This window comes from Inmirania thermothiophila, assembly GCF_003751635.1.
GTDB lineage: Bacteria > Pseudomonadota > Gammaproteobacteria > DSM-100275 > DSM-100275 > Inmirania > Inmirania thermothiophila.
On sequence record NZ_RJVI01000002.1, the window covers coordinates 992701 to 1007274 of the forward strand.

Sequence of the window (14574 nt, forward strand, 5' to 3'; positions counted from 1 at the left end):
GCAGATGAAGAAGCGAAGGTTCCTGGCGGGGGCGGCGGCCCTCCTCCTCGCGGCCTCGACCGCCGCACCGCGCGCCGCCGACACCACCCCCGAGGCGCAGCTCAAGGCCCGTGCCGCCCAGGTGGAGCGGCTCCTCGAGCGCTCCTCCGGGGCGCAGCGGGTCGAGGGGAGCGGCAACCCCCAGGCCCACGAGCTGCACGAGCAGGCCCGCGCCACCTACCGCGAGGCCATGCAGGCCCTGGAGGCGGGCGACTACGGCGGCGCCAACAAGCTCTTCTCGGAGGCCACGCGGACCATGTTCCAGGCCATCCGCCACGCCGACTCGGGCGCGCTCCTGGCAGAGAAGCAGCGGCGGGACTACGAGGCGCGGCACAAGAGCGTGGAGGCCCTGCTCGAGGCCCACGACCGCGTCGCCGAGGAGAAGAAGGTCGGGAAGGCGGCCAGGGAGGTCCACGACGAGGTCGCCCGCCTCGTGGGGGAGGCCGATGCGACCTTCCGGGCGGGCCGGCTCGAGGAGGCCCGGGCCCTTCTGGACCGGGCGTACATCACCACCAAGATGGCGATCCAGCGCATGCGCGAGGGCGACACCCTGACCCGCTCGCTGAACTTCGCCACCAAGGAGGACGAGTACAAGTACGAGCTCGACCGCAACGACAGCCACAAGATGCTCGTCAACCTGCTCCTCCAGGAGAAGAAGGACAACCCGTACACGGCCCAGATGGTGGCGCGGTTCTCGGCGCAGGCCGAGGCCCTGCGGCGCGAGGCCGAGGAGCAGGCCGCGGCGGGCGACTTCGAGGCCGCGGTGAAGAGCCTCGAGGAGTCCACCAAGCGCTACATCCGCGCCATCCGCAGCGCCGGGATCTTCATCCCGGGCTGAGCCGCGGACGGCGGCGCGGAACGACCGCGCGCGCCGGCCGGTCTATAGGGGCAGGCCCGAAGGCCCGTTCCGAGGCCGAAGGGAGGCCCCATGCGCGAGACCGTCGCCCGCTTCGCCGTCGCCTACCGGCGCCACCTCCACCCCGACGGCCGCCTCGACGACGACGCCCCCGCCTTCGCCCGCGACCCCGCCCGCCTGATCCCGCTCTACCGGGCCATGGTGCGCGCCCGCACCTTCGACGCCAAGGCGGTGGCGCTGCAGCGCACGGGCCAGCTCGGCACCTACGCCTCCGCCCTCGGCCAGGAGGCCATCGGCGTCGCCGTCGGCAGCGCCATGCGCCCCGAGGACGTGCTCCTGCCCTCCTACCGGGAGCACGCCGCGCAGCTGCTCCGCGGCGTCACCATGACCGAGCTCCTGCTCTACTGGGGCGGCGACGAACGCGGTAGCGACTTCGCGGGCCCGCGCGAGGACTTCCCGGTCTGCATCCCGGTGGCGACCCACGCCTGCCACGCCGTCGGCGTCGCCTACGCCTTCCGGCTGCGCGGGGAGGCGCGGGTGGCGGTGGCGGTGATGGGCGACGGCGCCACCTCCAAGGGCGACTTCTACGAGGCCCTCAACGCCGCCGGGGTCTGGCGCCTGCCCCTGGTGGTGGTGGTCAACAACAACCAGTGGGCGATCTCGGTCCCGCGCAGCCGCCAGAGCGCCGCCGAGACCCTGGCCCAGAAGGCCGTCGCCGCCGGCATCCACGGCGAGCAGGTGGACGGCAACGACGTCGTCGCCCTGCGCGCCGCGCTGGACGAGGCCCTCGGCCGCGCCCGCGCGGGCGAGGGGCCGAGCCTCGTCGAGGCCCTCACCTACCGCCTCGGCGACCACACCACCGCCGACGACGCGAGCCGCTACCGCGACGACGACGAGGTGCGCCGGCGCTGGGCCGAGGAGCCGGCGGCCCGGCTGCGAAGCCACCTGGTGGCGGTGGGCGCCTGGGGCAAGGCCGACGAGGAGGCGCTGCTCGCCGAGGCCCGCGCCGAGGTGGAGCAGGCGGTGGCGGCCTATCTCGCCACCCCGCCGCCGGCGCCCGAGGCCATGTTCGACCACCTCCACGCGGAGCTTCCCGCGGCCCTCGCACGGCAGCGGGCGGAGGTGGCGGGGAGGGGCGGCCATGGCTGAGCTGACCCTGGTGGAGGCCGTCAACCGGGCGCTCGCCCGCGCCCTCGAGGAGGACCCGTCGGTGGTGGTCCTGGGCGAGGACGTGGGCGCCAACGGCGGGGTCTTCCGCGCCACCGAGGGCCTGCAGGCCCGCTTCGGCCCCGAGCGCGTCATCGACACCCCGCTCGCCGAGACCCTGATCGCGGGCATGGCGGTGGGCATGGCCGCGCAGGGCCTGCGCCCGGTGGCCGAGATCCAGTTCATGGGCTTCATCTACCCCACCATCGACCACGTCCTCAACCACGCCGCGCGCCTGCGCAACCGCACCCGCGGGCGCCTCACCTGCCCCATGGTCCTGCGCGCCCCCTACGGCGGCGGCATCCACGCCCCCGAGCACCACTCCGAGAGCACCGAGGCGCTCTTCGCCCACATCCCGGGCCTGCGGGTGGTGATCCCGTCGTCGCCGGCGCGGGCCTACGGCCTGCTGCTGGCCGCCATCCGCGACCCCGACCCGGTGGTCTTCCTCGAGCCCAAGCGCATCTACCGGATGATGCGCGAGGAGGTGGACGAGGGGGCCGGGACCCTGCCGCTGGACACCGCCTTCGTCCTGCGCGAGGGCACGGACCTCACCCTGGTCTCCTGGGGGGCGATGCTGGTGGAGACCCTGGCCGCGGCGGAGGTCCTGGCCGAGGAGGGGGTCTCCGCCGAGGTCCTCGACCTGGCCACCCTCAAGCCCATGGACACGGAGACGCTGCTCGCCTCGGTGGCCCGCACCGGGCGCTGCGTCGTCGTCCACGAGGCGGCGCGCACCGGCGGCGTCGGCGCCGAGGTGGCGGCGGTGCTCGCCGAGGAGGGGCTGACCTCGCTCCTTGCGCCGGTGCTGCGGGTGACCGGCTACGACACCGTCATGCCCCTGCCGCGGCTCGAGCGCGCCTACCTGCCCGACACCGCGCGCATCGTCGAGGCCGCGCGCCGCATCCTGGAGTACGCCTGATGCAGATCTTCAAGCTGCCCGATCTGGGCGAGGGCCTCGCCGAGGCCGAGATCGTGGCCTGGCACGTGGCGCCCGGCGACCGCGTCGTCGCCGACCAGCCGCTGGTCTCGGTGGAGACCGCCAAGGCCATCGTCGAGATCCCGGCGCCGCAGAGCGGCACCGTGGTCCGCCTCTACGCCGAGCCCGGCGACGTGGTCCACGTTGGCGACCCCCTGGTGGAGTTCGGCGAGGGCGGGCGCGAGGACGCCGGCGCCGTGGTGGGCGAGGTGGCCAAGGCGCCCCCGGCGGCGGCCGCCCCGCCGCCGCGGCCCGCCCCCCCGGCCGCGCGCCCGAGCCCCGCCGGGGTGCGCGCGACCCCGGCGGTGCGGGCCCTCGCCCAGCGCCTCGGCGTCGACCTCGCGATGGTCAAGCCCACCGGCCCCGACGGGATGATCACCGCCGCCGACGTGCAGCGCGCCGCTCGCGCCCTGGAGGAGGCCGGCCCGCCGGAGCCGCTGCGCGGGGTGCGCCGGGCGATGGCGCGCAACATGGCCCAGGCCCACGCCGAGGTGGCCGCGGTCACGGTGGTGGACGACGCCGACATCGAGGCGTGGGAGGACGGCCAGGACGTGACCCTGCGCCTCGTCCGCGCCATCGTCGCCGGCTGCCGCGCCGAGCCCGGCCTCAACGCCTGGTACGACGGCCACGCGATGACCCGGCGCGTGGTGGAGGCGATCCATCTCGCGATCGCCGTCGACACCCCCGACGGGCTGTTCACGCCGGTGCTGCGCGACGTCGCCGGGCGCAGCCCCGAGGACCTGCGCGCGGCCCTCGACCGCATCAAGGCCGACGTGCGGACGCGGCAGGTCCCGCCGGAGGAGATGCGCGGCTACACCTTCACGCTGTCCAACTTCGGCACCATCGCCGGCCGCTATGCCGACCCCGTGGTGGTGCCGCCGACGGTGGCCATCCTCGGCGCCGGGCGGCTGCGGCGCGAGGTGGTGGCCACCGACGAGGGCCCGGCCATCCACCGCGTGCTGCCGCTGTCGCTCTCCTTCGACCACCGCTGCGTCACCGGCGGGGAGGCGGCGCGCTTCCTGCGCGCGGTGATGGACGACCTGGCGAAGCCGCACTAGGGCTCGCTTGCGCGGGCGGCGGGGGCGCGCTAACGTGCCCGCCCCATGCTCGCCCTGCGCATCCTCGAGATCGTCTTCCCCCTCTTCGCCATCGTCGGCGCGGGCTATCTCTACGGGCGCCTCAAGCGCCCGGACATGACCTTCGCCAACCAGCTCAACATGGACGTCTTCGTGCCGGCGCTGCTCTTCGGCGTCCTCGCCGGCAAGGACTTCGACCCCGGCGCCTACGGCCCCCTCGCCCTCGGGGGGTTCGCGGTGGTGCTGGGCTCGGGGCTGCTGGCGCTGCCGGTGGCGCGGCTCCTCGGCTACGCGCCGCGCACCTTCGTGCCGCCGATGATGTTCTCCAACTCCGGCAACATGGGGCTGCCGCTGGCGGTGTTCGCCTTCGGCGAGCAGGCCCTGCCGGCGGCGGTGGTGCTCTTCATCATCGAGAACGGGCTGCACTTCACCCTGGGCACCTGGATCATGGACCATCGCGCCCACTGGCTCGCGGTGCTGCGCATGCCCATCGTCGTCGCCACCCTCGCCGGCATCGCCTTCAGCCTCACGGGCCTGACCCTGCCGCCGGTGCTCGCGGTGCCCATCGACATGCTGGGCCAGGTCTGCATCCCGCTGCTGCTCTTCGCCCTCGGCGTGCGCCTGATCGACGTCGACCTGACCCACTGGCGGACGGGCCTCGTGGGCGCGGTGGTGTGCCCGGCGACGGGGCTCGCCGTCGCCCTCGCGGTGCGCCCCCTGCTCCACCTGCCGCCCCTGCAGGAGGCGCAGCTGCTCCTCTTCGGCGCGCTGCCGCCGGCGGTCCTCAACTACATCGTCGCCGAGCGCTACCGCCAGGAGCCCGCCAAGGTGGCCTCCATCGTCATGCTGGGCAACCTCGGCGCCTTCGTCACCATTCCCGCGGTGCTCGCCTTCGTCCTGCCCTGAGCTGGCCGCGCCGCCGCCGCGGTCCTAGACTGAGGGCAGCGATCCAGCCACGGGAGGCACACCCTTGCACGCCGACACCCTGCGCACCCTGGAGGCGGGCGGCCGCCGCTACCGCTACCACAGCCTCGAGGCCGCCGCGGAGCGGCTGGGGGACCCCGCCCGCCTGCCCTTCGCCCTCAAGATCCTGGCCGAGAACCTGCTGCGCCACCTCGACGGGCGCAGCGTGACCGAGGACGACGTCGCCGCCATCGGCGCCTGGCTCGCGTCGCGCCGCTCCGAGCGCGAGATCGCCTTCCGCCCGGCGCGGGTGCTGATGCAGGACTTCACCGGCGTGCCCGCGGTGGCGGATCTGGCCGCGATGCGGGAGGCCATGGCCGCCCTCGGCGGGGATCCGGCGCGCATCGAGCCCCTCACCCCCGTGGACCTCGTCATCGACCACTCGGTGATGGTGGACCGCTGGGCGAGCCCCGACGCCTTCGAGGCCAACGTCGCCCTGGAGATGCAGCGCAACCGCGAGCGCTACGCCTTCCTGCGCTGGGGCCAGCAGGCCTTCGGCCGGCTGCGGGTCGTCCCCCCCGGCACCGGCATCTGCCACCAGGTCAACCTCGAGCACCTGGCCCAGGTGGTGTGGACGGAAGAGGCCGCCGGCGACGATGCGCCCCTCGCCTATCCCGACACCCTCGTGGGCACCGACAGCCACACCACCATGATCAACGGCCTCGGCGTGCTCGGCTGGGGCGTGGGCGGGATCGAGGCCGAGGCGGCGATGCTCGGCCAGCCCGTCACCATGCGCATCCCGGAGGTGGTGGGGGTGCGCCTCGAGGGCGTCCTGCCCGAGGGCGCCACCGCCACCGATCTCGTCCTCACCGTGACCGAGCGGCTGCGCGCCCACGGGGTCGTGGGCAAGTTCGTGGAGTTCTTCGGGCCGGGCCTCGCCCATCTGCCCCTGCCGGACCGCGCCACCCTCGCCAACATGGCACCGGAGTACGGGGCCACCTGCGGGCTCTTCCCCATCGACGCCGAGACCGTGCGCTACCTCGAGCTCACCGGGCGCGACCCGGCCCGCATCGCGCTCGTCGAGGCCTATGCCCGCGCCCAGGGGATGTGGCGCGGGGACGACGGCCCCGAGGCCGACTACACGGAGGTGGTGGAGATCGACCTCGGCGCCATCGAGCCGTCCGTCGCCGGCCCGCGCCGCCCCCAGGACCGAGTGCCCCTCGGCCGCGCCGCGGCCGCGTTCCGCATGGCGCTGACCGCCATGCGCGAGGGGGAGGCGGAGGCGGCGGAGACGAAGTCGGCGGCGGTGGAAGGGGTGGACTGGCGGCTGCGCGACGGCGACATCGTCATCGCCGCCATCACGAGCTGCACCAACACCTCCAACCCGTCGGTGATGCTGGCCGCGGGCCTCGTGGCGCGCAAGGCGGTGGAGCGCGGGCTGACGACGCGGCCGTGGGTCAAGACCTCGCTCGCCCCGGGCTCGCAGGTGGTGGTGGACTACCTCGAGTCGGCCGGCCTCGTGGCGCCCCTCGAGGCCCTCGGCTTCCACGTCGTGGGCTTCGGCTGCACCACGTGCATCGGCAACTCGGGCCCGCTGCCGCAGCCCGTGGCCCGCGCCATCGAGGAGGGCGACCTCGTCGCCTGCGCGGTGCTCTCGGGCAACCGCAACTTCGAGGGCCGCATCCACCCGCTGGTGCGGGCCAACTACCTCGCCTCGCCGCCCCTGGTGGTGGCCTACGCCCTCGCCGGCAACATGGGGGTCGATCTCGCGCGCGAGCCCCTGGGCGAGGACCGCGCCGGCAACCCCGTCTACCTGCGCGATCTCTGGCCGAGCGCCGCGGAGGTGGCCGAGGCGGTGCGTCGCCACGTGGGCCCGAAGGCCTTCCGCCGCCGCTACGCCGACGTCTTCCGCGGCCCGGAGGCGTGGCGCGCCATCGAGGTCCCGGAGGGGGTCCTCTACCGCTGGGACCCGCGCAGCACCTACATCCGCCGCCCGCCCTTCCTCGAGGGCGTCGGCCGCGAGCCGCCGCCGGTGGACGACATCCTGGGCGCGCGGGCGCTGGCGATCCTCGGCGACTCCGTCACCACCGACCACATCTCGCCCGCAGGCGCCATCAAGCCGGACAGCCCCGCCGGGCGCTATCTCGTCGCCCACGGCGTCGAGCCGCGCGAGTTCAACAGCTTCGGCTCGCGCCGGGGCAACCACGAGGTGATGATCCGCGGCACCTTCGGCAACATCCGCCTGCAGAACGAGATGGTCCCGGGACGGCGCGGCGGCTTCACCCGCCACATGCCGGACGGCGCGGAGATGTCCATCTACGACGCCGCCATGGCCTACGCCGAGGAGGGGGTGCCGCTGGTGGTGATCGCGGGGCGGGAGTACGGCACCGGCTCGTCCCGGGACTGGGCGGCCAAGGGGACGCGGCTGCTCGGCGTGCGCGCGGTCATCGCCGAGAGCTTCGAGCGCATCCATCGCTCCAACCTGGTGGGCATGGGAGTGCTCCCGCTGGAGTTCCCGGAGGGCGTCGACCGGCGCAGCCTCGGCCTCGACGGCAGCGAGACCTACGACATCCGCGGCATCGCCCAGGGGCTCGCGCCGCGGGCGCGGCTCGAGGTCACGGTGCACCCGCGGCGGGGCAGGCCGCGCACCTTCGAGGCCCTGTGCCGCATCGACACCGAGGACGAGCTGGCCTACTACCGCCACGGCGGCATCCTGCCCTACGTGCTGCGCCGCCTCCTCGACTGAGGGGCGGGGCGGTCAGCGCAGCGGCACCAGCAGCACCGGCACCCGCGCGCGCTGGCTCACCCGGTGGGCGGTGGAGCCCACCAGCACCTCGCCCAGGGTGGAGCGGCCGTGGCTGCCGAGCACGATGAGGTCCGCGCCCGTCTCCTCGGCGAGGGCGAGGATCACGGCGGCAGGCCGCCCCTCGGCGACCCGCGCCGCCAGCGGCGCGGGGCTGCGCCCGCCGAGGTCGCGGGCGACGACGCGGGCGGCCATGGCCTCGAGCTCGCCGCGGATGCGCGCGAGCCCCTCCTCCCAGATCCGGCGGCGGGTCTCGTGGGGGATGTGCTCCTCCACCAGGGCCTCGGCGAACCCGCTCGCCGCCTCCACCACGTGCAGCACCGTCAGCGCCGCCCCGTAGCGCAGGGCGAGCCCCGCCGCATGGGCGACCACGGGCTCGCCGTGCTCGCCCACCTCCACCGCGCAGAGGACCTTGCGATACTCCGGCATCATCACCCTCGCTCCACCACGTCCACCGCCCCCCCCATCATGGACCCTCCCGCGGCGCTCCGCCACCCGCCGCTGGGGCGCCCCTTGCGCCGCGGTGCCGCATCTGCGATCGTTCCCGTGATGCGCGCGTCCGCCGCAGCCCTCGTCCTCGCCGCCGCCGCCTCGGCGGCCGCACCGCCGCCCGGGCACCCGACCCCGGACGAGGCCTCCGGGCTGCTGGGCATCCCCGATCCGGTCGCCCTGCCCTACCGCGGGCGCGTGCTCGAGCACATCCCCAGCAACCGCTACCTCTACCTGCGGGTGGAGACGGCGGGCCGCGAGCTCTGGCTCGCCGCCCCGCGTACGGCGCTGCCCGATCACGGGCGCATCCGCTTCGGACCCGGCGTGCTCATGCGGAACTTCCACAGCCGCCGCCTGGACCGCACCTTCCCCGAGATCCTCTTCGTCCGCCGCGTCGCCCCCGATCCCTGAGCGGCGCCCAGGCCGCCCCCGGGACCATGGACATCCTCACCGCACGGACCCTCGAGACGCTGCTCTATCCGCCCGCAGGGCCGCTGCTGCTGGCGCTCGCGGCGCTCGCCCTGCGCGGCCGCCTGCGCAGGCTCCTGGTGGGGCTTGCGCTGGCCGCGCTCTGGCTCGGCGCCACGCCGTGGCTTGCGCGCCTCGTCACGGCGCCCCTGGAGCGCGATCCGGCCCTTGATGCGGCCGCGGTGCGGGCGCGGGGGGCGCAGGCCATCGTCGTCCTCGCCTACACGCGCTATCCCGACGCCCCCGAGTACGGCGGCGACACCTCCGGGGCCGGGGAGCTCGTGCGCCTCCGCTGGGCGGCGAGGCTGCAGCGGGAGACGGGCCTGCCGCTGGCGGTGATCGGCGGCGATCCCCTCGGCACGGGCACCGCCGAGGCGGAGATCATGACCCGGGTGCTCGCGCGCGACTTCGGTGTCGCCGTGCGCTGGGCCGACGGGCGCAGCCGCCACACCTTCGACAACGCCCGCTACGCCGCCGCCCTGCTCCTGCCCGAGGGGGTGCGCCGCATCGCCCTCGTCACCCACGCCTGGCACATGCCACGGGCCGTGCAGGCCTTCCGCGCGGCGGGCTTCGAGGTGATCCCCTCACCCACGGGCTTCACCACCGCCGACCCCACCACCCGCGGCTGGCGCGCCCTGCTTCCGAACGCGGACGCCCTCGTGCAGACCCGACGCGCCCTGCACGAGTGGATCGGGCGCGCGGTCTACGCCCTCGGCCTGCGCCCCTGAGCGCGGCGCGCGGCCCACAGGCTCCGGCACGCTCGACGGGGGGGCGATGCGGAAGCTGGTGGTGATGTTGAAGTTGGAGGCCACCGTGTGCCGTTCGGCGAAGAAGACGTCGAGGTCGTACAGGGTGTCCTCCTCGAGCCCCAACGCCAGCAGGTCCGCTCCCGTGATGGTCTTCGACGCGGCGCCGTGCACCCCGCCGAGGTCGATGGCGAGCCGCCCCCCGACGTAGATCCAGAGGTCGTCGTCGCCGGTGAAGGTGAAACTGTCCGCGGCCCGGAAGCTCGTCTGCCCCTCCAGGTGCAGGGTGAAGTGGTAGTTGTGCGACCGGCCCTGATTGCCGAACCCCATGCCGTCGACGGGGAAGAAGGCGCTGCTGGCGAAGCTGAAGACCCCGCTCCCGGGCGCCGTCTCGGTCAGCGTCAGCGCATAGGGGATGGGCGTGTTGAAGCCCGGCGCGTCCGTGTACCACCGGGCGAAGTTGGCGGCGTTGGTGGCGCCCGCGCCGCCGCCCACGTAGTCGGGAAGTCCCGCGGCGTTGAGGGTCGGGCTCACCATGCCCGTGACCACGCCGGTGATGGCACCCTCGAAGTCGGCAAGGCGCGTGCACGTGCCCGGGATGTCGGGGGCGCAGAAGTCCCGGATGGTCCCCGTCAGCGTCACCGCCCCCGCCGCGCCCGAGCCGAGCATCAGCACGGCAAGGCCGAGCGCGCGGCCCGTGCGTCCGTCTGCCAGCAATCTCATTCTGCACACCTCCAGGGAAGACCTCGATCCCTCCCCATGCAACCATCGTGCCGCATGATGCACCCTGTTGATTGCTCGGCTTCCTTCCCGGTTCGGGCGGGGGATCGGGCGGCCGGGTGTAAAGAAAACCGACACCCCCGGGGAGGGCTGCGCGCCCGCGCCGCCGGGCCGCCGTCCGGGCTGCCCGGCGCGGACGCAGGGGATGCGCCCCGCAGGCGCCGGCCTCAGCCGCCGACGAGGTTGCGCCAGTGCTGCATGAGCCCCACGGTGGAGGCGTCGTGGGCCCCCGTCGCGCCCCCCTCCAGCTCGGGCAGGATGGCGCTTGCGAGCTGCTTGCCGAGCTCCACGCCCCACTGGTCGAAGGCGTTGACGTCCCAGATCACCCCCTGGACGAAGATCTTGTGCTCGTAGAGGGCGATGAGGCGGCCGAGGGTGCGCGGGTCCAGGCGGCGGTAGAGGATGAAGGTGCTGGGACGGTTGCCGGGGAAGACCTTGTGCGGCAGGAGCCGCTCCAGGGCCTCGCCGGAGAGGCCTGCCGCCTCCAGCTCGGCACGGGCCTCGGCCTCGGTCCGCCCCCGCATCAGGGCCTCGGCCTGGGCGAGCGCGTTGGCCACCAGGATACGGTGATGCTCCGGGTAGGGGTCGCCGCCCTCGGCGGCGAGGAGGAAGTCGCACGGCACGAGCCGCGTACCCTGGTGCAGGAGCTGGAAGAAGGCGTGCTGGCCGTTGGTGCCGGGCTCGCCCCAGACCACCGGGCAGGTGTGCCAGCCCACGCGGCGGCCGGCGCGGTCCACCGACTTGCCGTTGCTCTCCATCTCCGCCTGCTGCAGATAGGCCGGGAGGCGTTCGAGGCGCTGGTCGTAGGGCAGCACGGCCTGGGTCTCGGCGCCGAGGAAGTCCACGTACCAGACGCCCACGAGGGCCAGCAGCACCGGGAGGTTCGCCCCCAGCGGCGCGGTGCGGAAGTGCTCGTCCATCTCGTGGGCGCCGGCGAGCAGCGCCTCGAAGCGGTCCATGCCCACGTAGAGGGCGATGGGCAGGCCGATGGCCGACCAGAGGGAGAAGCGCCCGCCGACCCAGTCCCAGAACTCGAACATGTTGGCGGGGTCGATGCCGAAGGCGGCCACCGCCTCGCGGTGGGTGGAGACGGCGACGAAGTGCCGGGCCACCGCCGCCTCGTCGGCGAGGCGCTCCAGCAGCCAGGCGCGCGCCGAGCGCGCGTTGGTCAGCGTCTCCTGGGTGGTGAAGCTCTTGGAGGCGACGATGAAGAGGGTGCGCTCGGGGTCGAGGCCGGCGAGGGTGTCGGCGAGGTCGGCCCCATCCACGTTGGCCACGAAGTGCACCCGCAGCGGCCCGCCCCAGGGGCGCAGCGCGCGGCAGACCATGCGCGGGCCGAGGTCGGAGCCGCCGATGCCCAGGTTGACCACGTCGGTGATGCGCCGGCCCGTGTGGCCGCGCCATGCGCCGGTGCGCACCGCCTCGCTGAAGGCGCGCATGCGCGCGAGCACCGCCTCCACCCGGGGCATCACGTCCTCGCCGTCGACCCGGATCGGGCGCCCGCTGCGATTGCGCAGCGCCACGTGCAGCACCGCCCGCCCCTCGGTGTGGTTGATGCGCTCCCCCGCGAACATGCGCGCGATCCAGCCGGGCACGTCGGCGCGCTCGGCCAGGCGCAGCAGCAGGCGCAGGGTCTCGTCGGTGACGAGGTTCTTGGACAGGTCCAGCAGCAGGTCGTCGAAGCGGAACGAGAGCCGCTCGAAGCGCCCCGGGTCCTCCTCGAAGAGCCGGCGCAGGTGCAGCTGCCGCACCGCGCGCGCGTGGGCCTCGAGCGCCTGCCACTCCGGCCAGCCGAGCCGCGTCTCGCTCACCTTGCCCTCCTCCCCTTCAGGTGGGATCCAGCGTGTGCCGCCATTCCTGATCCTCGTCCTCGAACAACCGGCTCGCCTCCGCCGGCCCCCAGCTCCCGGCGGGGTAGGTGTGGATGAAGTCGCGCTCGGTGCTCCAGACCTGGAGGATGGGATCCACCACGCGCCAGGCCCACTCCACCTCGTCGGCGCGCAGGAACAGCGAGCGGTCGCCCTCGAGCACGTCCAGCAGCAGCGCCTCATAGGCGTCCAGAGGCGGCGCCGGCATGCCGCAGTAGCTCGCGTCGAGCATGCTCGGCTGCGTGCGCAGTTCCAGCCCCGGCTGCTTGACCTGCAGCTCCACGCGCAGGCATTCCTGCGGCTGCATCCCGATCACGATCCAGTTGGGCGCGACCCGCTCCAGCGGGGTCTCGCGGAAGAGCTGCTGCGGCACGTGGCGGAAGCGCACCGCCACCAGCGAGCTGTCGCGCGCCATGCGCTTGCCGGTGCGGATGTAGAAGGGCACACCGCGCCAGCGCCAGTTGTCGATGTAGAGCTTGAGGGCGCAGAAGGTCTCGGTGGTGCTGTCGCGCGGCACGCCCGGCTCCTCCACGTAGCCCGGCACCCGCTCGTCCCCGATCCGGCCCGCGGCGTACTGGGCGCGGAAGGCGTGGGCGTGGACGGCGCGGCGCGGGATCGGCCGGATCGAGCGCAGCACCTTCACCTTCTCGTCGCGCAGGGCCTCGGCGTCGAGACTCGCCGGCGGCTCCATGGCCACCAGGGTGAGCACCTGCAGCAGGTGGCTCTGCACCATGTCGCGCAGTGCGCCCGCACCGTCGTAGTACTCGGCCCGCCCCTCGAGGCCGCGCGCCTCGGCGTGGGTGATCTGCACGTGGTCGATGTGGTTGCGGTTCCAGAGCGGCTCGAAGAGCAGGTTGGCGAAGCGCAGCACGAGGATGTTCTGCACCGTGCCCTTGCCGAGGTAGTGGTCGATGCGGAAGATCTGCTCCTCGTCGAAGGCGCGGTGCAGCCTCGCCTCCAGCCGGCGGGCGCTGTCGAGGTCGTAGCCGAAGGGCTTCTCCACCACCAGGCGCCGCCACCCGCCCTCGGCCCGGTTGAGCCCCGCCGCCGCCAGCCGCTCGGCCACCACCGCGAACTCCGCCGGGCGGATGGCGAGGTAGAAGACCGCGCTCGCCGGCGTCCCGCCGTCCCCGAGGCGCCGCCCCAGGGCCTCGTAGAGGGCGGCGTCGGCGAGATCCCCGCGCTGGAAGCCGAGCCGCTGCGCGAAGCGCCCCCACGCCGCCTCGTCGAGGCCGCCGCGGACGCGCCCCTCGATCCAGCCGCGCACCTCCTCGCGGAAGCGCCCCTCGTCCCAGTCCCGCCGCCCGATGCCCACGATGTCCACGCCCGGGGGCAGCCGCCCGTCGGCGTCCAGGTGGTAGAGCGCCGGCATGAGCTTGGTGCGCGAGAGGTTGCCGCTCGCGCCGAAGATGACGAAGGTGCAGCGCCCGCCGCCCCTCATCGCGGCGCCTCCGCGGCGCGGATGCGGTGGCCACCGAAGGCGTTGCGCATCGCCGCCAGGGCCCGCGCCGCGAAGCCGTCCTCGTCGCGGCTCTGGAAGCGCGCCATGAGCGAGAGGGTGATCACCGGCGCCGGCACCGCGAGATCCACCGCCTCGCGCACGGTCCAGCGCCCCTCGCCCGAATCCTCCACCCACGGCGCCACCCCGCGCAGGTCCGGGTCGCGCGCGAGCGCCTCCGCGGTGAGATCGAGCAGCCAGCTGCGCACCACCGAGCCGTGACGCCACAGCTCCGCCACCTGGGCAAGATCGATGCCGAAGGTCTCCTTGGCGCGCAGCAGCGCCAGCCCCTCGGCCAGCGCCTGCATCATCCCGTACTCGATCCCGTTGTGGATCATCTTCACGTAGTGCCCGGCGCCGGCCGGCCCCACGTGGGCCCAGCCCTTCGGCGGGGCGAGGGCGTCCAGGACCGGGCGCAGGATCTGCACCGCCTCGGCCTCGCCGCCCAGCATCAGGCAGTAGCCCGCCTCCAGGCCCCAGATCCCGCCCGAGGTGCCGCAGTCGACGAAGCGGATGTCGCGCGCCGCCGCCTCCTGCGCGCGGCGCTGGCTGTCGCGGTAGTCGCTGTTGGCCCCGTCCACGAGGACGTCGCCGGCCTCGAGCAGCCCCAAGGCCTCGCCGAAGGCCTGCTCGGTGGCCCCCCCGGCGGGCAGCATCAGCCACAGCACGCGCGGGGCGCGCAGCCGCCGCACCGCCTCGGCGAGGCTCGCCGCAGGCTCCACCCCGCACTCCGCCGCGAGGGCGTCGGTCACCGCCCGGGTGCGGTTCCAGCCCACCACCCCGATGCCCGCGCGGCGCAGCCGCCGCGCCATGTTGCCGCCCATGCGGCCGAGTCCCGCGATCGCGATCCGCACCGTTCGCTCCCCCCT

Annotated in this window: 12 protein-coding genes and 1 pseudogene; 8 read left to right on the forward strand and 5 right to left on the reverse strand. The window is 74.4% G+C overall.

Going from position 1 to position 14574, the window contains the following annotated elements:
• Positions 1 to 4: 4 nt before the first annotated feature.
• From EDC57_RS10295 to acnA, 6 genes are all read left to right on the forward strand, one after another.
• Positions 5 to 877, forward strand: a complete 873-nt coding sequence (locus tag EDC57_RS10295; RefSeq protein WP_123401757.1) for a hypothetical protein — start codon at positions 5 to 7, stop codon at positions 875 to 877.
• Positions 878 to 967: 90 nt separating this feature from the next.
• Complete coding sequence (pdhA, locus tag EDC57_RS10300) at positions 968 to 2044, forward strand: pyruvate dehydrogenase (acetyl-transferring) E1 component subunit alpha (RefSeq protein ID WP_123401758.1); 1077 nt, start codon at positions 968 to 970, stop codon at positions 2042 to 2044.
• Entirely contained in the window at positions 2037 to 3017 is a 981-nt protein-coding gene (locus EDC57_RS10305) for an alpha-ketoacid dehydrogenase subunit beta (protein ID WP_123401759.1), read from the forward strand. The genes pdhA and EDC57_RS10305 overlap by 8 nt, the downstream gene beginning before the upstream one ends.
• Complete coding sequence (locus EDC57_RS10310; protein WP_123401760.1) at positions 3017 to 4132, forward strand: dihydrolipoamide acetyltransferase family protein; 1116 nt, start codon at positions 3017 to 3019, stop codon at positions 4130 to 4132. Before EDC57_RS10305 ends, EDC57_RS10310 begins: the two co-directional genes overlap by 1 nt.
• A 45-nt stretch (positions 4133 to 4177) precedes the next feature.
• Positions 4178 to 5056 carry an AEC family transporter gene (locus EDC57_RS10315; RefSeq protein ID WP_123401761.1) on the forward strand — a complete coding sequence of 293 codons (879 nt, stop codon included), beginning with the start codon at positions 4178 to 4180 and terminating at the stop codon, positions 5054 to 5056.
• 64 nt (positions 5057 to 5120) lie between these two features.
• Positions 5121 to 7799 (forward strand): aconitate hydratase AcnA, encoded by a 2679-nt coding sequence (acnA, locus tag EDC57_RS10320; RefSeq protein ID WP_123401762.1) that lies wholly within the window; start codon positions 5121 to 5123, stop codon positions 7797 to 7799.
• A 12-nt stretch (positions 7800 to 7811) separates the two neighbouring features.
• On the opposite strand, the gene EDC57_RS10325 is transcribed toward acnA, so the two are convergent.
• Entirely contained in the window at positions 7812 to 8288 is a 477-nt protein-coding gene (locus EDC57_RS10325) for a universal stress protein (RefSeq protein ID WP_123401763.1), read from the reverse strand.
• Positions 8289 to 8402: 114 nt separating this feature from the next.
• Between EDC57_RS10325 and EDC57_RS10330 the strand changes: the two genes are divergently transcribed.
• Together EDC57_RS10330 and EDC57_RS13185 are read left to right on the forward strand one after the other, a co-directional pair.
• Entirely contained in the window at positions 8403 to 8756 is a 354-nt protein-coding gene (locus EDC57_RS10330; RefSeq protein WP_148051454.1) for a hypothetical protein, read from the forward strand.
• 26 nt (positions 8757 to 8782) lie between these two features.
• Positions 8783 to 9541, forward strand: a complete 759-nt coding sequence (locus EDC57_RS13185) for a YdcF family protein (RefSeq protein ID WP_123401765.1) — start codon at positions 8783 to 8785, stop codon at positions 9539 to 9541.
• Positions 9542 to 9601: 60 nt separating this feature from the next.
• Here EDC57_RS13185 and EDC57_RS13365 read toward each other — a convergent pair.
• From EDC57_RS13365 to gnd, 4 genes and pseudogenes are all read right to left on the reverse strand, one after another.
• Positions 9602 to 10282: pseudogene (locus tag EDC57_RS13365) on the reverse strand (fibro-slime domain-containing protein); the annotation flags it as partial.
• 224 nt (positions 10283 to 10506) lie between these two features.
• A complete protein-coding gene (gene pgi, locus EDC57_RS10345) occupies positions 10507 to 12150 on the reverse strand; it encodes a glucose-6-phosphate isomerase (protein WP_123401767.1) in 1644 nt (547 codons plus the stop codon).
• 16 nt (positions 12151 to 12166) lie between these two features.
• The gene (gene zwf, locus EDC57_RS10350; RefSeq protein WP_123401768.1) at positions 12167 to 13648 is read right to left on the reverse strand and encodes a glucose-6-phosphate dehydrogenase; all 1482 of its coding nucleotides are present in this window, start codon (positions 13646 to 13648) and stop codon (positions 12167 to 12169) included.
• Positions 13645 to 14559 carry a phosphogluconate dehydrogenase (NAD(+)-dependent, decarboxylating) gene (gnd, locus tag EDC57_RS10355; RefSeq protein ID WP_123401769.1) on the reverse strand — a complete coding sequence of 305 codons (915 nt, stop codon included), beginning with the start codon at positions 14557 to 14559 and terminating at the stop codon, positions 13645 to 13647. Before gnd ends, zwf begins: the two co-directional genes overlap by 4 nt.
• Between the last annotated feature and the right edge of the window lie 15 nt (positions 14560 to 14574).